23 protein-coding genes are annotated in these 17,268 nt (G+C 38.4%); 4 read left to right on the forward strand and 19 right to left on the reverse strand.

Annotated elements, in window-relative coordinates:
* Positions 1-18 precede the first annotated feature (18 nt).
* Positions 19-1,446: a helix-turn-helix domain-containing protein gene (locus HT734_RS00155; protein WP_173278052.1), complete on the reverse strand. Its 1,428-nt coding sequence runs from the start codon at positions 1,444-1,446 to the stop codon at positions 19-21.
* 164 nt (positions 1,447-1,610) lie between these two features.
* Here HT734_RS00155 and hslO point away from each other — a divergent pair, with 164 nt between their 5' ends.
* From hslO to HT734_RS00170, 3 genes are read left to right on the forward strand one after another with little or no spacing between them, the layout of a single operon-like run.
* Positions 1,611-2,483: an Hsp33 family molecular chaperone HslO gene (gene hslO / locus HT734_RS00160; protein WP_033680940.1), complete on the forward strand. Its 873-nt coding sequence runs from the start codon at positions 1,611-1,613 to the stop codon at positions 2,481-2,483.
* A complete protein-coding gene (dusB, locus tag HT734_RS00165) occupies positions 2,470-3,450 on the forward strand; it encodes a tRNA dihydrouridine synthase DusB (protein ID WP_000183308.1) in 981 nt (326 codons plus the stop codon). Before hslO ends, dusB begins: the two co-directional genes overlap by 14 nt.
* A gap of 1 nt (position 3,451) precedes the next feature.
* On the forward strand, positions 3,452-4,003 hold the full coding sequence (locus tag HT734_RS00170) for a cysteine hydrolase family protein (RefSeq protein WP_173278053.1): 552 nt from the start codon (positions 3,452-3,454) through the stop codon (positions 4,001-4,003).
* 69 nt (positions 4,004-4,072) lie between these two features.
* Here HT734_RS00170 and HT734_RS00175 read toward each other — a convergent pair whose 3' ends face one another.
* A complete protein-coding gene (locus HT734_RS00175) occupies positions 4,073-4,765 on the reverse strand; it encodes a hypothetical protein (protein ID WP_173278054.1) in 693 nt (230 codons plus the stop codon).
* Positions 4,766-5,043: 278 nt separating this feature from the next.
* Here HT734_RS00175 and HT734_RS00180 point away from each other — a divergent pair, with 278 nt between their 5' ends.
* Entirely contained in the window at positions 5,044-5,274 is a 231-nt protein-coding gene (locus HT734_RS00180) for a hypothetical protein (RefSeq protein ID WP_000933114.1), read from the forward strand.
* 73 nt (positions 5,275-5,347) lie between these two features.
* Here HT734_RS00180 and HT734_RS00185 read toward each other — a convergent pair whose 3' ends face one another.
* The 17 genes from HT734_RS00185 to HT734_RS00265 all read right to left on the reverse strand — a co-directional run bounded on the left by HT734_RS00185 (position 5,348) and on the right by HT734_RS00265 (position 17,153).
* Complete coding sequence (locus tag HT734_RS00185) at positions 5,348-7,780, reverse strand: ATP-dependent Clp protease ATP-binding subunit (protein WP_173278055.1); 2,433 nt, start codon at positions 7,778-7,780, stop codon at positions 5,348-5,350.
* 1 nt (position 7,781) lies between these two features.
* Positions 7,782-8,240: a CtsR family transcriptional regulator gene (locus tag HT734_RS00190; RefSeq protein ID WP_001211275.1), complete on the reverse strand. Its 459-nt coding sequence runs from the start codon at positions 8,238-8,240 to the stop codon at positions 7,782-7,784.
* Positions 8,241-8,758: 518 nt separating this feature from the next.
* Positions 8,759-9,637, reverse strand: coding sequence for a hypothetical protein (locus HT734_RS00195; RefSeq protein WP_075231136.1), 879 nt, complete (start codon positions 9,635-9,637; stop codon positions 8,759-8,761).
* Positions 9,634-10,107, reverse strand: coding sequence for a hypothetical protein (locus HT734_RS00200; protein WP_083301260.1), 474 nt, complete (start codon positions 10,105-10,107; stop codon positions 9,634-9,636). Before HT734_RS00200 ends, HT734_RS00195 begins: the two co-directional genes overlap by 4 nt.
* Positions 10,108-10,489: 382 nt before the next feature.
* A complete protein-coding gene (locus HT734_RS00205; RefSeq protein ID WP_075231134.1) occupies positions 10,490-10,900 on the reverse strand; it encodes a DUF722 domain-containing protein in 411 nt (136 codons plus the stop codon).
* 377 nt (positions 10,901-11,277) lie between these two features.
* The gene (locus tag HT734_RS00210) at positions 11,278-11,826 is read right to left on the reverse strand and encodes a hypothetical protein (RefSeq protein WP_075231133.1); all 549 of its coding nucleotides are present in this window, start codon (positions 11,824-11,826) and stop codon (positions 11,278-11,280) included.
* Between the two features lie 9 nt (positions 11,827-11,835).
* The gene (locus HT734_RS00215) at positions 11,836-12,696 is read right to left on the reverse strand and encodes a phage major capsid protein (RefSeq protein ID WP_173278056.1); all 861 of its coding nucleotides are present in this window, start codon (positions 12,694-12,696) and stop codon (positions 11,836-11,838) included.
* A 48-nt stretch (positions 12,697-12,744) separates the two neighbouring features.
* Entirely contained in the window at positions 12,745-12,975 is a 231-nt protein-coding gene (locus HT734_RS00220) for a hypothetical protein (RefSeq protein ID WP_075231131.1), read from the reverse strand.
* Between the two features lie 89 nt (positions 12,976-13,064).
* The gene (locus HT734_RS00225; RefSeq protein WP_173278057.1) at positions 13,065-13,226 is read right to left on the reverse strand and encodes a hypothetical protein; all 162 of its coding nucleotides are present in this window, start codon (positions 13,224-13,226) and stop codon (positions 13,065-13,067) included.
* Entirely contained in the window at positions 13,223-14,068 is an 846-nt protein-coding gene (locus tag HT734_RS00230) for an ATP-binding protein (protein WP_173278058.1), read from the reverse strand. The genes HT734_RS00225 and HT734_RS00230 overlap by 4 nt, the downstream gene beginning before the upstream one ends.
* An 11-nt stretch (positions 14,069-14,079) precedes the next feature.
* Positions 14,080-14,940, reverse strand: coding sequence for a conserved phage C-terminal domain-containing protein (locus HT734_RS00235; RefSeq protein ID WP_173278060.1), 861 nt, complete (start codon positions 14,938-14,940; stop codon positions 14,080-14,082).
* Positions 14,927-15,199, reverse strand: a complete 273-nt coding sequence (locus HT734_RS00240; protein WP_061419259.1) for a hypothetical protein — start codon at positions 15,197-15,199, stop codon at positions 14,927-14,929. The genes HT734_RS00235 and HT734_RS00240 overlap by 14 nt, the downstream gene beginning before the upstream one ends.
* Before the next feature lies 1 nt (position 15,200).
* Positions 15,201-15,410, reverse strand: coding sequence for a hypothetical protein (locus HT734_RS00245; RefSeq protein ID WP_173278062.1), 210 nt, complete (start codon positions 15,408-15,410; stop codon positions 15,201-15,203).
* Entirely contained in the window at positions 15,403-15,612 is a 210-nt protein-coding gene (locus tag HT734_RS00250; protein WP_173278064.1) for a hypothetical protein, read from the reverse strand. The genes HT734_RS00245 and HT734_RS00250 overlap by 8 nt, the downstream gene beginning before the upstream one ends.
* A gap of 316 nt (positions 15,613-15,928) precedes the next feature.
* Positions 15,929-16,189: a hypothetical protein gene (locus tag HT734_RS00255; protein WP_049539448.1), complete on the reverse strand. Its 261-nt coding sequence runs from the start codon at positions 16,187-16,189 to the stop codon at positions 15,929-15,931.
* 11 nt (positions 16,190-16,200) lie between these two features.
* On the reverse strand, positions 16,201-16,803 hold the full coding sequence (locus HT734_RS00260; RefSeq protein ID WP_173278066.1) for a Rha family transcriptional regulator: 603 nt from the start codon (positions 16,801-16,803) through the stop codon (positions 16,201-16,203).
* Positions 16,804-16,967: 164 nt separating this feature from the next.
* Positions 16,968-17,153, reverse strand: coding sequence for a hypothetical protein (locus HT734_RS00265; RefSeq protein ID WP_004245570.1), 186 nt, complete (start codon positions 17,151-17,153; stop codon positions 16,968-16,970).
* Between the last annotated feature and the right edge of the window lie 115 nt (positions 17,154-17,268).

The following is a 17,268-nucleotide window of genomic DNA, read 5'->3' on the forward strand; positions in this document are numbered from 1 at the left end:
CTGAAACAACCAAGCCTTTTAAGTGAATAATAACTGACGAATCCCTGCCAAATCTTCCATATCCAAGTCGTTTTTTAAATAATAGACTGGTGTTTGTTCCTTCTTATGAATCGGGTTATTGGTAACCAGCAAATCATAATGTCGAGTTCGGTCATAGGCTTCAATGGTAATAAAACGATTGTATTCCAAATACCGTTTCAAAATGGCTGCCATCCTTGAAAAGACAAGAAAACCAGATGTCAAATCCAGACCAATCCGCATATGCTGGCCACCATTTTCAGCCATATATTCGATCAACTGGAGCCATTCCCAGAGAATTTTCTTATCCAAATCCGTCCCCTGCTGAAAAGCGGGCAAGGCATGAAAAATCTCCTCTGCTGTTTCCCTAAAATCATGTTCCATCAGGAAATATGGATGACGATTCTCTAACTGGTACTTGTAGCGATCCTGTAAAATATAGCCCTTATAGAGATAGACTTGAGCACAAAGCTGACTGAGTTCATAGGTGACATGGTCCTCTGTATAACCGCCCAGCAAATCCTCCTTCTTCATTTCTTGAATCAATTGCGTCAGCAAATCTGCCAACTGCCCTCCAAAACCAAGGATATACTCCATGGTATGAAGGGGAAGAATACGATGAGACAAGAGGAAAGAAAAGAAAATCATCATCTCTCCATCCTCAGTTCCTAGAGGAAGATGTTGCCCAGCAAAAAAGGACGGAGCCTTTCTGAGCAAACGAAGGTAGAAAATATTGTCAAAATACCCTTGCATTTTCTCTTCTATCACTTGAAACTGACAAGCATTGACCCGAAGGCGTTGTTGACTAATGTGAGCCCAGAGAATCAAATCTAATTTCTGCCCCGAAGACAAACTCGCACCGCAGATTTCTTCTAGTGTAGCAATTTCCTGCTTTCTCTCTGGTTTCTGCATGTGGCTTTCCCACTCCTGACTGGACCAGACCTTGCGGAAAAGACAGAAATAGAAATAGCGAATCTGATGCTCTGGACCTCGCCAACGTCCATTTTGGATAGATAAATCAAATTCTGACAAAATCTGATTTAAACTAGCCAAATGGCGCCCAAGTGTTGCCTCACTAATCATCAATTCTTGAGCCAGCTGATGGGCTAAAAACTGTTGATGATAGAGAAGATAGACCACAATCTGGTATTTAATAGCATTTTCCAAAAACAAGCTCCGGATATCTCTCCCCTTGGTAGCTGCACCGATTGACAGACGCAGATTTTCATCTTCTAAGGATATGTTTAGCTCTAAACCACTGTCCGAAGCCTTATCATTGAGCAGGGTGACATATTTGGTTAGGGTTGCTTTTGAAAATCCTGTCTCCTCCATTACAGCCTTGACAGTCGTCTGAGACTCTTGTAATAGAAAGGAAAGGATTGAAAATTGGCCAGATTCAGCCTTTTCCATCAAATCTCCTAAATACATTTGTTACCCCTTTCATTTTCTACCTTAAGCATAGCATAAATCTTAGAAATGCTGAAATAATCTGTTTCTCTTTTTATTTACCTGCTGATTTCCTGGTCCATTATCCTGAAAATCAGCAAACACACGGCTCCCCCTTTGGGCATTTTTATGCTAAAATAGTAGCTATGGATAAAATTATTAAAACTATATCAGAAAGCGGAGCCTTTCGTGCTTTTGTCCTTGACAGCACAGAAACCGTCCGCACTGCTCAAGAAAAACACCAAACCCAAGCTAGCTCAACTGTAGCGCTTGGTCGAACTCTTATCGCTAGCCAGATTCTCGCAGCCAATGAAAAAGGAAATACTAAACTAACAGTTAAGGTGCTGGGATCTAGCTCACTAGGTGCCATCATCACCGTCGCTGATACCAAGGGGAATGTCAAAGGTTACGTTCAAAATCCAGGTGTCGATATCAAAAAGACTGCAACTGGTGAAGTCCTAGTCGGACCTTTTGTTGGAAATGGTCAATTCCTCGTTATCACAGACTACGGCATTGGAAATCCTTACAACTCTATGACTCCCCTCATCTCTGGAGAAATCGGTGAAGACCTGGCCTTTTACCTGACTGAAAGCCAACAGACCCCTTCTGCTGTCGGCCTCAATGTCCTTTTAGACGAAGAAGACAAGGTCAAGGTTGCAGGTGGTTTCCTAGTTCAAGTCTTGCCGGGAGCCAAGGAAGAAGAGATTACCCGATTTGAAAAACGCATCCAAGAAATGCCAGCTATCTCAACGCTTCTCGAAAGTGAAGACCATATCGAAGCCCTCCTCAATGCTATCTACGGTGACGAGGCCTACAAGCGTCTTTCTGAAGAAGAAATCCGTTTCCAATGTGACTGTAGTCATGAGCGCTTTATGAACGCTCTTGCTAGTCTTCCAAGCTCAGACTTACAGGAAATGAAAGAGGAAGACCACGGGGCAGAAATCACTTGTCAATTCTGCCAAACGACTTACAACTTTGATGAAAACGACCTGGAGGAACTCATTCGTGACAAATCTTAATACACCTTTTATGATTGGCAATGTTGAGATTCCCAATCGTACCGTTTTAGCGCCTATGGCTGGCGTGACCAACTCAGCCTTTCGTACCATCGCAAAAGAGCTCGGAGCTGGACTCGTTGTCATGGAAATGGTCTCTGACAAGGGAATCCAATACAACAACGAAAAAACCCTGCATATGCTTCATATCGATGAAGGCGAAAACCCAGTCTCTATCCAACTATTTGGTAGTGATGAAGACAGTCTAGCACGCGCAGCAGAATTCATCCAAGAAAACACCAAAACCGATATCGTGGATATCAACATGGGCTGCCCAGTTAATAAAATCGTGAAGAACGAAGCTGGTGCTATGTGGCTCAAGGATCCAGACAAGATTTACTCTATCATCAACAAGGTCCAGTCTGTCCTTGATATCCCACTTACTGTCAAAATGCGTACCGGCTGGGCTGACCCATCTCTGGCAGTAGAAAATGCCCTCGCTGCTGAAGCTGCAGGTGTTTCTGCCCTCGCCATGCATGGCCGTACCCGTGAACAAATGTATACAGGTCACGCAGACCTTGAGACCCTTCACAAGGTCGCTCAAGCTCTGACCAAGATTCCATTTATCGCTAATGGTGACATCCGTACAGTTCAAGAAGCCAAGCAACGCATCGAAGAAGTAGGTGCTGATGCAGTCATGATTGGTCGCGCTGCCATGGGAAATCCCTACCTCTTCAACCAAATCAACCATTACTTTGAAACAGGAGAAATCCTACCTGATTTGACCTTTGAGGACAAGATGAAAATCGCCTACGAACACTTGAAACGCTTGATTAACCTCAAAGGGGAAAACGTCGCAGTTCGTGAATTCCGTGGCCTCGCTCCTCACTACCTCCGTGGAACATCTGGCGCTGCCAAACTCCGTGGAGCCATTTCACAAGCTAGCACCCTAGCAGAGATTGAGGCACTCTTGCAGTTGGATAAGGCTTAAAATGGTTCATACTGCTCTACTAATTATCGATATGCAAAAAGCATTTGATAGCCCTATCTGGGGAGAACGAAATAACCCTCAAGCTGAACATCAAGCATTGAGGTTACTAGCATACTTTCGTAAACACGCTCTTCCAGTCTTACATGTTCAACACATATCTGACAATCCCCAGTCGCAATTTCATAACAAACAAAATCAGGTGTTTAAAAGTGGATTTGAACCGATTACCTCAGAACCTGTCTTTCAAAAAATGGTTAATAGCGCCTTTATTGGAACAAATCTTGAAACATATTTACGAACAAATCAGATTTGTCATTTAGTCGTTGTTGGTTTGACCCTGCCTCATTGTGTATCTACTACGACACGAATGGCAGCAAATCTTGGTTTTGAAGTCACTCTACTAGCAGATGCTACTGCCAGTTTTACCCTATCTAACAAAAACGGTCAGACCATCTCTCCTGAGACTATCCATGAGATTCATCTCCTTTCTCTACAAGATGAATTCGCTCAAATTCTTACTACAGAAGAATTTTTAACCCAAGTGCAAGTATAAAATAATCCGTCAACTCTTATTGAGCTGACGGATTTTCTTTGACTGTAAAAATTCAAATAATGAGAGCTATTATTGACTCAAAGCAACACTGGAAACCTTACCATCCGCTCCTGTTGTAATTTGGATGATTTTTCCTCCACCAATTTTGGCATTATACTTACCATCATCAAGAGTATAAGAATAGCCTTTGATAGAGTAATTTTCTTTCTTTCCATCAGAAGATTCTACTGTGAATTGACCTCCTGATGAAACTGTAATGGTTTCACCATTGGCTCCCTTCCAATTGCCCGCTGCAGCTGAGAAATCACCATCTACCATGGTTAAAACACCCTTGTAGCGTTTATTTTGCTCTGCTTGTTTGTCTTGAAGTTTGCGGTCAGTTGTAGGATCATAGCTTGATTGGTTAGACTGGGCTTGAGGAGCTTGTTGAGTTGAAGGAGCCTGAGCAGGAGTTTGTTGACTAGCTACCTGTTGATTAGCCACTTCTTGACCTTGTCTTTGTTCTGGTGTCGCTTGTGATGTCCTTGCAGTTGCTGAAGATTGATCAGTAGACGCCTTGGCCTTTTCAGATGAAGCTGAGCTTGAGGACTTCTGAGTCTTGCTTTCTTTGCTAGCAGAAGCTGCTTTAGAACTTGATGATTGGCTTGTCTTAGCAGAACTGCTTACTTGAGTTGTTTCCTTTTTATTTCCACAAGCTCCTAATAATAGGGTAGAAGCCAATACAGTTGCTGCCATCAATTTGATATAGGTTTTCTTTTTCATTTTTCTACTCCTTTGTAATATTTTAGAAATATAAAGAAATCTTTTTGTAATATAATTGTAACATTCCGATTTAAATATGTCAACAATTTATCTAAACTATTTTAAAAATCTCACATAATTTAGACACCTTTACTCCTCCTACTCTTCTATTCGTAATAAAACAGAAAAAAATTCCTATTTTGATTAAAATTGTTTAAACCCCCTTTGTGTAATCGCTTGCATTATTGAGTGTGAAGGAATATAATAACATTGAAATAGAATATAGGAGGTGCACTCTCATGCTAAATAAGTATTTCAAGTATCTTCCTTGGCTGATTTTAGATGCTTTCGCTTCTTACGGGGCAGCTACTCATTACGCTCAAACAACATTTGATTTGTTCTTCTTAACTATCGTTTTTATGATTGTCTACGTAGCTTTATTGTATTTACACGAAACCTATTTAAAATATAAATACAAAGACTTCTTTACTCACATATTGAGTAATCCTAAGAAAGATAGCCACCCCTAAAAACAGTCGCAACAGCAAAACCATCTCATGATGGTACATAAAGAGGTCGGGAACTTTGTCCCGACCTCGCTTTTTATACAATATCAAATTTTAACTGGCCTGCTTTGACACCAATCTTAAGTGTCTTACCTGCTACTAATTCTCCCTTGAGAAGAAGTTCTGCCAACTTGTCTTCCACTTCTGTTTGCAGGGTTCTGCGAAGTGGACGAGCTCCCATCTCTGGGTCATATCCTTGATTTGCCAACAATTTCAGTGCGGAAGCTTGTAATTTCAAGTCAATTCCTTTTTCAGCCAAACTTGCCACTAAAGGTTTGACCATAATCTTCACCACTTCCTGCATATTGTCGCTAGATAGGCTATGGAAGACAACCTTTTCATCAATACGGTTGATAAACTCAGGTCTATAAGCCTTTTTCAGTTCTTCAAACATGCGTTTTTCCATATTCTCCTGATCAAAACGGATATCCTTAGCTCCAAAGCCAACTGTCTTGTCATCCCGAAGGGCTGTCGCACCAAGGTTTGATGTCATGATAATAATGGTATTTGAAAAGTCGACCTTGCGTCCCTTACTGTCTGTCAAGACACCGTCATCCAAGACCTGCAAGAGAACATTAAAGATGTCTGGGTGGGCCTTCTCTACCTCGTCAAAAAGGAGAACAGAATAGGGTTTGTTACGAACCTTCTCCGTCAACTCCCCACCTTCTTCATAACCCACATAACCCGGAGGAGCTCCATTGAGACGGCTGGCTGCGAATTTCTCCATATACTCACTCATATCAAAGCGGATAAGGGCTGATTCGTCATCAAAGAGAACTTCTGCCAGAGCCTTGGCCAATTCGGTCTTACCGACACCTGTAGGTCCTAGGAACATAAAGGAACCAATCGGACGCTTGTGACTGCGAATTCCTGACTGGTTACGGCGAATGGCACGGCTGATACTAGAGACAGCCTGATCTTGCCCGATAACCCGTTTATGGAGTTCTGCTTCAAGATTTAGATATTTCTTAGCGTCAGTCTGAGTCAGTTTTTGGACTGGGATACCTGACAGACGACTCAAGGTGGTCAAAATATCAGACTCTGTCACCAAGTCTTTATAGACAGGCACTTCCTCCTCTTTTGCGATTAGCTGAGCTGCCTGTTTCCACTTGCCATCCATCAAGGCCTTGTCAGCTGGACTCAAGCCTGAATCGTCTGCTTTTACATGCTTAGCCTTATTTTGCACTGTTGCCGCTGCCTCATCCAAGAGATCAATAGCAGAGTCTGGCAAGTGACGACTAGTCAAGTAGCGATGTGCCATCTTGACAGCTGTTTCAACCGCTTCATCTGTGATTTGCACACGATGATGTTTCTCATAAGTCGCCTTCAAGCCTTGTAAAATGGTCATGCTGTCTGCCACACTTGGCTCTTCAATCGTCACTTTTGCAAAACGACGAGAAAGGGCTGCGTCTTTTTCAATGTGTTTTTGGTACTCTTCCTGAGTAGTCGCACCAACCGTTCTCAAGGTTCCACGCGCTAAAGCTGGCTTCAAGATATTGGCCGCATCCAGAGTTGAGTCAATTCCACTACCAGAACCCATGATAGTGTGGAGTTCATCGATAAAGAGGATGACTTGACCATCTTCTTCAATATCCTTGATGATATTATTCATGCGTTCTTCAAAGTCACCACGGAAGCGTGTCCCTGCAACAACATTCATCAAATCAAGCTCTAACACGCGCATCTTAGCCATTTCCGCAGGTACATCACCACTAGCAATACGCTGGGCAAGACCGAGCGCCAGAGCTGTTTTCCCGACACCAGCATCCCCAACCAAGACAGGATTATTCTTGGTTTTTCGGCTCAAGATTTGAATCATACGCGAGATTTCCTTATCTCGACCGATGACTGGTTCTAACTTGCCAGAACGCGCTTGCTCTGTCAAATCATGCGTATAGTCCTCGAGACCACCACTCGGAGTCTGGGGCATGCCCATCATATTAGCCATAGAATTTTGCTTATCAGCTACTGTACGATGGCGTTGGCGTAAAGCCTTGAGATCTTCACGAGTCCAGCCTGCTCGTTCTTCTAAATTTCGACGAAGGGCTGCAATCTTGACCTGATCTTTCTTGTCTTCATAAGAAAAACCAGCCCTCTCCAAGATACGAGTCGCCAAGGCATTGCCATCATGCAAAATCGCATAAAGGAGGTGCTCTGTCCCTAGCACCTTAGCATGGACCACTGACGCTACATACTCTGCTTCATCAAAAAGGACCTGCAAACGATGAGAGAACGGCAATTCCGTAAAGGTTTCATCTTGGCTATAGTCCGTTTCAGTCAGCTCCAAAGCAACTTCTTCTAAACGGTCCATCTCATATGGATAATCATTTAAAGTTGCCCCTGCCACACTATAACTGTGATTAGACATGGCAATCAACAAGTGCCAAGACTCTAAGTAACGAGCTCCAAAATGGCCAGCAACCATGTAGGCACTTTCGATACATTCATTCAATGCTTTTGAATAGTTCATCTTACTTCCCTTTTCTATCTACCTCTTGTATGACCTGGCGTAGCATGTTTGCTCGGAGGACTGGAGCTTCTTCTCCTAGGACGCGATCCAAAGCTACTGCCACCAGTAAATTCATCTCCTGCTTGGTCATCAATTCCTGCTCAACCAAAAGTTGTAGAATATCCTCATAAATTTCTTGACTGACCCGCTCACCAATTGAGTAAAGCAGCTCCCTGAGCATTTCATGATGACTAGAAAACTCAATCCGTCCTATACGAATGTAGCCTCCGCCACCACGCTTACTTTCAACCAAGTAGCCTCTACTTTCCGTAAAGCGTGTCTTGATTACGTAGTTAATCTGACTAGGGACAACCTGAAAGGTATCCGCCAACTGACTCCGTTGCAACTCCACGATACCAGATTGATCTAAAATCGCCTTGATGTAGGCTTCAATATGATCCGATGTATTTTTAAATCTCATTACAAACCCACCTCTCTCTTTGAACCTTGACTATCTTTGACTATACTATCATTTAACACTCTATAAGTCAAATTTTTAGGGCTCAGCCCTTGAAAATACTGACTTTCTTTAAAAACATTTAGGCATTAAATCGCCTTAGTTTTTCTTGATAGTTCCTAAAAAAGTCCACAAAAAAGAGCCCTAAAATGGGCGTAATATTGACGAGTTCAGCAGGCAAGAAACTAGCACGGTCAAACGTGCTTTTTTAATACCTAGTAATATTATAGCATATCTTCCTCAGCATTTCCATTTCGCACATTTGTGCCGACTGACGCACTGTTGAGGTGTAATTTTTTTGTATTGATGTACTAAAAGTCACTTCTACGTGGTGTTCAAAGCCTAGTCTAGTTTTCTTAATACTTGCAAATTTAATATTTAGAACTTTCGTTTCTTCCTCTACTATTCGCAAAAAATAAAGGAGTAACTATCTTTGACAGTTACCCTTTTTTACTCTAATTATTTTTATTAGATAATTAGGATTATATTTCTACTATATTTCTAACTGATGAAGTTACATAAGTGAAAGTATGTTGTGTACGTCTAATAACTACTTTTACACTTGTCTTAATTTGATATTCTTCATTTGTAGTTAAATGAAGTGATTTTATTTCTGGATCGTTGACCTTTACATTCACAATCCCTTCTTGAGTATCCAAAGTTATTTTCTGAGTAGATAAGTCAACCTTGATTAATTTCCCCTGAACTATGATATTTTCTTGTTTTTCTATATGAGTATCCTTAAATTTTTTGTTAATCTCTACTATCTGCTCTTTAGCAAATAGCTTATTAGAATTATTTAGCTTATCTTGAATCTCTATCCCAAGTTTTTCTTTATTCAATCTAGATACTAATTGTTTCACAGAATTAAAAGTTCTTGAACTATATGTCTCAACAAATTCTGGAATATCAATTGTTCCTTCAAGCAAATCAGATACATCATTCATTACATTTATTGCTATATTATTTTCACGATCGAAGATTGAAAGTTGATTAGTTTTTAATCCCAAATCAATTATAAATGAACCTGCTCTGGTAGAAGTAATTATAAGTTCATTCCGATTTAGAATATCTTTTGGAATCTGTCCTCGCTTTCCTTCAAATCCAATACACGATGCTATCCCATTTTCTTGAATACTCTCGACTGATTTGAGAGTTTCTGACAGTTGTCTTAACCCAATTTGTCCAGAAGGAAGATTTTCTGAAAGCAATCTGATAGAAAGCATACTCTTAACATTGCTTGAATTTATCGCTTCTTCAAATTCTCTCATTGATTCAAGTCCCATATGCAACATAACTCTTAATTCATCATTAGAAACTTTATTCGCTCTATCTTCAAGTATTTTTAATTCTGTACTCATAAAACCACCTCCTTATCTAACTCGATAATTCCTTTAGGGTTATGATTTCTGTCAAAACCAAATTTCCCTAACCAATAGGTTTCCTGGTAATCTATTTCATACCATTCTTTAGAAAACTGAACAAAGAAATTTTTATCCCAACAAACATAAACATCTAAATATTTATCTAATAACTCTTCATGTTTATTCCTTAATAATTGAAAGTATTCGCAATTATTGGGATCTGGCTCAATAAATACAACACAATCAATATCGTTTGGATCCACCTTGTTGGAACAAAAACTGCCATCAATCCAGACTCTAGTTACTTTATTTTTATCTAATTCACTCCAAAAACTACAAAATGATTCAAAATTTCTATGACGTGTAGTTGAAGTTCGAAAGCCATTCACTAAAAAATCTTCAATTTCTGATTTTTCTCGTACATCAATTACGCCACCCTCTAGATTCCCATGTACGTTAAATTGCATATTCCCCTCCATACTTTAATCAAACAATGATTTAATCATATCTGCAATTCCTAATTGTATAATGTAGTTTTTCAAGAGATAAATTAATACTTTGAACTAATTATATCCCTTTTTTACTTATTATTCAATGTTGTTGATTAAGTATTACCAAAAAAATCAGTCGTTGTGGATTTATTTTTAATTAAGACTCAATTAGTCCGTATACAACAAAGCAAGGACAGACTGAAGTTTAACTTGAATTTTAAAACTCAATGTAAATCTTGCATTTTACTCAAAATTGGCTAGTTTTTACCCCCTTTTTGTCTGGAGGTCTCCGACTTGGAAAAAGTTCCCTTCACCGGTACCCTACTGGCCAGAAAGATTTTTTAAAAGGTGGGGGGAGTCAATATCCTTTCAACTCAACAAATCTTTTAGCGATTACCTTTCTACGGCTATTTATATAACGAGTAGTTTTATTTAGTTTCTCTGCCACGTCTTCCCAAGTCGCACCAGCTTCTAAATATCTCATTTTAAAAATGACTAGATCACTTTCAATTAAGTTTTCCATCAAGGTATCTACAACTAGTTTAAAGCCTTCTAAATATCTTAGCGTTTGGTCTTCTTCAATTCTAATGATGGTTGCTTCAGTAGGACTATATACTGTCTTGCTTTTCCCACCAGTACAATCTTCAGCGCTATGTTTCTTATTATGTATTAGTTCCTGTCTTCTCAAATAAATTTTATTAGCAAGCGTTCTATATCGTCCTAACTCAATATCTATCCCGTCCAGGTCTCTGTTACTCAACTCGTACATAGGCAAGTACCTCCACTTAAATTTAAAAAATTTTTTATCTTTCAATTTGTCAAATTGTAAATTCTGTCAAACTGACAAAAAGCGCTAAAAGCCTTCCAACACTCCACTTACCAGGTATCATTGTTTTAAGTTTGACAACTCTTCAATATGACAAGTTCAAGGGAAATTTCTTTAATTTATCCCCTCAGTTTCTCATATCTTACATTCTGTGAAACTCACTCCATTCTGTAAACCTCTGATATACCTTGCTTTCAAGCTATTACTTCTTTTCAGTTTATGCTTACTTTGTTATGTGAAACTTAGTAAAGCATAAAAGTAGGACTAGCGATATTTCTTTTGTTTGAGCCATATATCACTAGCCTTACTTAATTTGTTCCCTATTTTTCTAGATACACTTTGATGTCCCGATATTCCTTAGAAAAATTCATCCATCCGCTAGAATCAGGGGTTAAGAATGGTAGAACAGTAAGCGGACTTACTTCTGTTCGATACGGCGATAGAGAATGTCTCTGACTTATTTCTCTGACTACACCTGTATGGATTTCTTCTACATCCTTCTTCAGTTCTTGAATTTCATCATATGCGTCCAGAATTCGTCTAAGTTTGTTTCGGTATTGTTTATAGATCTTCTTAGTTTCCATCCGTTGCTTAGTCTCTTTAAAAATGTATTCAAAGATGACTGCATTAGCTTCTGAAAAATCACTATCAAATTTTTCCTGAAGGCCATCAATAGCTTTTTCCATCTTTTCCAGCTGCTCTAAAGATTCTAAGTTATTTGACAAAAAAGAATCTATGTTCTCAAATGAAACTGCTTGATTGCCTAACAGGCTTTTCCTTTTTTCGCTTAACTGTTCTCGTGCTGAATTAATCTTACTTTTTTTATTATCTATATCATCCAGTGTTTCAAATACTTGATTAATATCCATTTCTTTCTCCTAGTTCCATTGAATAAAGTAACCACAATCTTCTTCAACTTTTTTTACATCAAATCGGGTATGTAAAATCAACCGTTTCCCAAAATAGTCATTCGCATTCACCCAACTAAGTGTATCTTTCTTGCGATCAAACAGAGTAACAAAGTTTTCTAGATCTCCGATAAAGCCTTTTTTGTCGCCTTTGTTCCCTAATGTCGTATCATCTACAATTAAAAAGTTATCTACAAAGAATGTTTCACTTGTCCCTGTCTCTTTATCAACTTTAAGAAGATAATTTCCTGAAGTGTCTTTCATTTTTTCTAAGACACTAAATAGTGATTGACTAATAACAATAGATACATTGCGCTCTGGATTGATTAAAGAAACAATAGATTTCAAGTCGTCCAGACTTGTAGCGGTCTGTACTTTCGCAGTTTGGAGAATTTTCCCAATCTCTCTATTTCGTGTTCTACGTTTTAATTTAATAATCCTCTTACCAAGAAAATCCGTTAAATTATATTGGCCATCATCTAATTGTTCCTGTGAAAAATCAAGTTTTCCACTGAATAATTTAACTAAGTAATCAACGCTGATAGTTTTCTTTTTATCTGCTTCTGTTCTCTCAACCGAATTTTCGCTAACTTCTTGTAATGAATCAGATTCAAAGTCAGTTACTTCATACTTCCCACCACGGGTACGAGTCTCAATAACATTTACTAGATCAACCAGCTCTTTACGTTGATGTTCATCTCCATAACTATCAAGGATTGGTTTTTCAATGAGTACATGATTATTTTCTACGTTCATCCCTCTAGTGTTATAACCTGTACTTCGGATATAAGCTTCTAAATTTTCTTTTTGTTTAGCTAAGTTAGTTGTCATTTTTTGCTCCTTCATCTTTTAATATCTGATTTTTGTTTATAATTTTTTCTAAAATTCTTTGCTCTTAGTTTTTCTTTTATAACTCTCCGAGCCTTTAGAATCATTTTTTCTAGATTTTGATTTGTCTTGTTTGTTAGCATATTTTTCTAGTATTTCTTGTTTCCGTTGTTCTAAGCTATTATCTTCTTTTTTACATTGAGAAAAGATTTTCTGTCTTTTATCTGGATCCATAGAAAACTTATTGGCTACTACATACCCTAAAGAAGTATCTCCTGACATCTCCCTCACCCCCTTTCTATGCAAACAAAAAGGGACATACCACTAGCATTATATGCTTACGGTATGTCCCTGAGTTGTTCTCAATAGACTTATTTTTTAGTTTCTTTTTTGACTAGATGAGTAAATTTCCCATCTGAATAGAATAAAGTAATTTCTCCAAAACTTGGAACTTTTTCTATCTCTATTATACCACGTTTTTCGTATACAACAAAGCCTTTTTCTGTTGCAAATCGCATTTTATCATCATTCATTGATATTCTCCCCTCACTGTGTTTATAGTGTATCTTTTATCTTTGATCGTAAAAGCCTTGAAAGTGTTCCCTTCTAAACCTTTCAAAATTCTACTTGAATTTCTAGCATTGTAAACAGTCCGCAGTTCACTACTATCTAGGTTCGTGTTGAAAATCGTAGTTTCTCGATTGTTGATAATATCAAACAAGAAATCCTGTTCCCAGTCACTCTTAGGTGTTACCGTCCCATTTTTTGCCCCCAGGTCATCGATGATTAGAAAATCTACATCAACTAACTTTTTAACCGCCTCATACTCTGTTAAGTTTGCATTTCTTCCATAAGTCCAGCCTTCTTTTATCTGCTTGATAATCTCGGTTAAGCTGACAAACAAGACACTCTTAGGCTCGTTCTTCTCTCTGAAGCTCTCATTGATTTCTTTGGCCAGGGCAAGAGATAAATGACTTTTCCCTATTCCTGTGCTACCGCTGATTAAGGTATTTCCTGTCATACCTGCAAGATACTTCTGGACTTGCCCCTTTACAAACTCTAACATCTGACCTTCCTCTGTCGTCTTAACAAAGAAATTCTCAAACGTCGCTCCTTTCAACTCGTTAGGAATCGTACTATCACGCATTAAGACATCATAAGTTTTAAAGTAGGCTTGTCTGTCCTCGAACTGCTGCAATAGGTCTTTCTCTTTCTGTTTAATCTCTCCCTTCACGCACTCCGGGCAAAATGCTTGTACTTTTCTTTCTGAACTCCCTAACACTGGTACAGAAATTTCCCAGTAATTTACCTGGTGAATATCGCAAACTTTATCCGATATTTTTCTGTTATTAAATTCTTTAAATTGTTCCTTCATCTTTGCAACTCCTAAAATGGTAGGTCTGGGAAGTTATCTTCAGACTTCCCTTTTATGGTTTTAGGTTTTTGATTCAAATAACCGTCAAACTTAGATCCGAAAAGTGTTTCTGGTCTCAGATACTTAGAAAATTCAGGACTATCCTTCCATTCTGCCGTTTTAATATCTATCACCTGTTTAAAATCTTCCAGTGTATAGCCTTCTTTGAATCGTGCTAGTAAAAGCCTTTTTGTCTTATCAACAAACTTATACCTCTTATTAGCTACTTGATTCAGATAAGCAATAGGAATCCAAAGTTCTTTATGTTTTGTTTTCTCTAAATCTTTTATAGCTGTTTCTTCAAGCCAAGTAGGAAAATTGTAGTCGGGATTTCCCGACAATATATTATCTAAATATAAATTATTACTCTTACTATTAACTCTATTCTCTTTCTCTATCTCTGTTGGACGTGAGTTGGAAATAGTCTTTTTATTTTGGACATTATCCAATTTTGGTAAATCTTGACTGTTTTTTCTTTGTTCTCGCTTGTATTTTGCCCAGTTTGTTTCACTCTCAACCAGGGCTTTTGCTTGTGATAATGTAGCATGTCCATCATCGTCTATCTGAATCAGTCCGCATTTTGTAAAATATGCAACTGTCATATTTATATCATCCTCGGACACATCCAATTTTAAAGCTAGCTCCTGTACCAAATTATCAAAATACCCCTCATAGTACAAAATACAATCATCTTCTAAACTTTCTAACATAAGACGGATATAAATCACTGTCATAGTGTAGCCACCAGGCATATTTTTAAGTCGTTTAATAAAAAGATTATCAAAAAACTTCTTATCAACTTTTAACCAAAAATATATTTTAGTCTTTGCCATCATCTACCCCCAAAAACTTTAAAACATCTGAGATTTTATAATACGCTTTTCTAGTATCTTCAATAGGCGGTATATACTGCGGTAGTCCTGCACCTTCCCATTTCGTCAAGGTTTTATCTCCTATGCCCAGTTCTTCCTTTAGTTCCACCTTGCTGATCAAATCTAATCTTTTTTGAGGTACTTTCTCATGGCTTTTTAAATACCGTTCCACTGCTTCCAAAATCTTAGACTTTAAATCTTCAATCATTTTTTCAAACATCTTAGTACCCCCATGGCTTAACCCCTGCAAGCTGAATATAACGCCCATAATCGGGGGTTAAACTCTCGTTAGGTGTTTCTATCGTCTGTTTGCTTTCTCGCTCAATTCGAGCGCTTTTTTGGCGGTCTAGGTGGTTTAGATAGATTAGTAAACCAATAGCTACCACAATAAAGATAACCGCCTGTATGTTGGTTAAATCTAACTCATTCATGTTTTATCCCCTTTCTATAGTCATTAGCCTGTTGAGTATGTTCTGAAATGAGTTGGTTCATAGCTTGGATTACTGTATTTAGTAAAGCTGATGATTGTTTACTGTCTTCCACACTAGCCATTTCTAAGACTAGTAGAGTATCAGTTAACTGACAACAAAGCCCCTCATAATCTACTAGAACATCATTTGTATTTACTGTCATATTATTTCCTTTTCTTTTGCCTTTTCTTATACAGGTTTCCACCCACTCCAAACGCTGGGCGATTGCCCCAAGTTGGCGAACGCTTGTAGCGGTGTTTCGTGAGTAATTACCCATCTTTCAGCTAAACAAGGCCTTAGAATCACCCTGTCAGCTCTTGATTTCAAAACCTTTTCTAATTGCTTGCCTGCTCTTCGGTTTTTCTTTAGATATTTGATAGAATAGATATTTTTTGCTATAATCAGAGCATAGAAAAAATTTCTATATCCTTAATCTTGTCGCTTGCTCGCCTCGTCTAAAATTTGAGCAAGTGATTTTTTTATTTTCTTTTTGCATGATTACTACCTGACTTTGGTTTATAAAGCAAGTCTTTACTTTCGATAAGATCTAGAATCCAACTGATTCCCTGTTCTACTGTTTCAAGAAATGCGCCCAGGTCTTCACTGTCCAAGTTCTCGTAGTTCATACAAAGATATTCGGCTAGTTGTCTGTCTTTCTCAACTAGCTTTTTAAAATCCTTGGGATATTTAGGAATTTCTAACCCCTTGGCATTTGTAACTGTCTTAAAATCATTTTCCATTTTCTATACTCCTATGCTTTAAAAATTAGTTCTTTAATTTCTGAATATCTCATATTCAAGTTGATCATCGCTATTACCATATCTTCCAAACGTTGGTAGTTTGTCAGTTCCGCGCTTGTTAAACTGTCAATACCGTTTTCACTTTCTCGCTCTTGCATGAGTTGCGCTTTATTCTTCCCTGTCACTCCCTTCAGTAGTAAGTTTGTCAGGGTGCTATAGGCATGCTTGGGGGCTTTCTCCCATGTTTGAATAGCTTCGGTTAAGCTTTTACGCTTTGGCTTTTCCAGTTCTCTTTGAAGATAGCGTTTAGAAAGTTCATCACGCATTTCAAAGAAGGCTTTGACTAGGTTTTTCTTAAACTCTTTTACGGGTTCTGTATTTCGTAAGTAAGTGATCAGCAAGGTTGCTTGTTGCTCATTCAAAATATAGTCCCGTACATTTTGCCCACTCTTTGAAGGTGAAATTTTAAATTGCACCTTTCCAAAGCTTTCAAAGTCCTCTCGGTGCTTATTCAGCAAAATCTTTAAATGTCTGTGCTTAATTTCAGCACATTCTGCAACGATACTGCTCAATGTATACGGCTCTTTCTTGCCGTCCATATAAACCAATTCCATTGGTTCGCTCCTTTCTTCTTGTAGATCGTGCTTGCCACCTAAAACAGTACCAAAGTAAATCATTGAGGTAGGGAAAATTTAGGAGAGAATAAACCCCTACAAACCCTTGATACTGCCATAGGTAGCAAGCAAAATATTTCTAGACTCTGTCTTATGCCTCCTTTCTAGTAATCTTCAGCAAGCCATTCCATGGCTTTTTGGTAAATGCTCGGCTTGACTTCGCCACCGTCTCGAATTTTTCGATAGGTAACTTGTGTAACTCCGATTTCTTCGCCTGCTTGCTTAGCAGTCAGTTTCTTGTCTGCTTGCTTTCGGCGAATCGCTTTTGCTTGTGTTGAGGTAATAAGCAATGAAGTTTCTCCTTTCTTTTTTCGCCACATTGTGGCGTTTTCGTATCAATGATACACCACTTAATGATACTTTGTCAAGTGTTTTTATTATTTTTTTAAAAAAATTGCCAAATTG

Origin of the sequence: Streptococcus sp. k-90 (assembly GCF_013277565.1) — a bacterium.
GTDB lineage: Bacteria > Bacillota > Bacilli > Lactobacillales > Streptococcaceae > Streptococcus.

What these genes read in the sequence shown, in the direction of transcription:
- HT734_RS00250 (WP_173278064.1), bottom strand. Translation starts at nt 15,612, where the DNA reads ATGACAGTAAATACAAATGATGTTCTAGTAGATTATGAGGGGCTTTGT.
- HT734_RS00225 (WP_173278057.1), bottom strand. Translation starts at nt 13,226, where the DNA reads ATGAATGATGATAAAATGCGATTTGCAACAGAAAAAGGCTTTGTTGTA.
- HT734_RS00195 (WP_075231136.1), bottom strand. Translation starts at nt 9,637, where the DNA reads ATGAGTACAGAATTAAAAATACTTGAAGATAGAGCGAATAAAGTTTCT.
- HT734_RS00200 (WP_083301260.1), bottom strand. Translation starts at nt 10,107, where the DNA reads ATGCAATTTAACGTACATGGGAATCTAGAGGGTGGCGTAATTGATGTA.
- HT734_RS00190 (WP_001211275.1), bottom strand. Translation starts at nt 8,240, where the DNA reads ATGAGATTTAAAAATACATCGGATCATATTGAAGCCTACATCAAGGCG.
- HT734_RS00215 (WP_173278056.1), bottom strand. Translation starts at nt 12,696, where the DNA reads ATGACAACTAACTTAGCTAAACAAAAAGAAAATTTAGAAGCTTATATC.
- HT734_RS00185 (WP_173278055.1), bottom strand. Translation starts at nt 7,780, where the DNA reads ATGAACTATTCAAAAGCATTGAATGAATGTATCGAAAGTGCCTACATG.
- HT734_RS00180 (WP_000933114.1), top strand. Translation starts at nt 5,044, where the DNA reads ATGCTAAATAAGTATTTCAAGTATCTTCCTTGGCTGATTTTAGATGCT.
- hslO (WP_033680940.1), top strand. Translation starts at nt 1,611, where the DNA reads ATGGATAAAATTATTAAAACTATATCAGAAAGCGGAGCCTTTCGTGCT.
- HT734_RS00255 (WP_049539448.1), bottom strand. Translation starts at nt 16,189, where the DNA reads ATGGAAAATGATTTTAAGACAGTTACAAATGCCAAGGGGTTAGAAATT.
- HT734_RS00175 (WP_173278054.1), bottom strand. Translation starts at nt 4,765, where the DNA reads ATGAAAAAGAAAACCTATATCAAATTGATGGCAGCAACTGTATTGGCT.
- HT734_RS00260 (WP_173278066.1), bottom strand. Translation starts at nt 16,803, where the DNA reads ATGGAATTGGTTTATATGGACGGCAAGAAAGAGCCGTATACATTGAGC.
- HT734_RS00235 (WP_173278060.1), bottom strand. Translation starts at nt 14,940, where the DNA reads ATGGCAAAGACTAAAATATATTTTTGGTTAAAAGTTGATAAGAAGTTT.
- HT734_RS00170 (WP_173278053.1), top strand. Translation starts at nt 3,452, where the DNA reads ATGGTTCATACTGCTCTACTAATTATCGATATGCAAAAAGCATTTGAT.
- HT734_RS00230 (WP_173278058.1), bottom strand. Translation starts at nt 14,068, where the DNA reads ATGAAGGAACAATTTAAAGAATTTAATAACAGAAAAATATCGGATAAA.
- HT734_RS00220 (WP_075231131.1), bottom strand. Translation starts at nt 12,975, where the DNA reads ATGTCAGGAGATACTTCTTTAGGGTATGTAGTAGCCAATAAGTTTTCT.
- HT734_RS00240 (WP_061419259.1), bottom strand. Translation starts at nt 15,199, where the DNA reads ATGTTTGAAAAAATGATTGAAGATTTAAAGTCTAAGATTTTGGAAGCA.
- HT734_RS00210 (WP_075231133.1), bottom strand. Translation starts at nt 11,826, where the DNA reads ATGGATATTAATCAAGTATTTGAAACACTGGATGATATAGATAATAAA.
- HT734_RS00205 (WP_075231134.1), bottom strand. Translation starts at nt 10,900, where the DNA reads ATGTACGAGTTGAGTAACAGAGACCTGGACGGGATAGATATTGAGTTA.
- HT734_RS00155 (WP_173278052.1), bottom strand. Translation starts at nt 1,446, where the DNA reads ATGTATTTAGGAGATTTGATGGAAAAGGCTGAATCTGGCCAATTTTCA.
- HT734_RS00245 (WP_173278062.1), bottom strand. Translation starts at nt 15,410, where the DNA reads ATGAATGAGTTAGATTTAACCAACATACAGGCGGTTATCTTTATTGTG.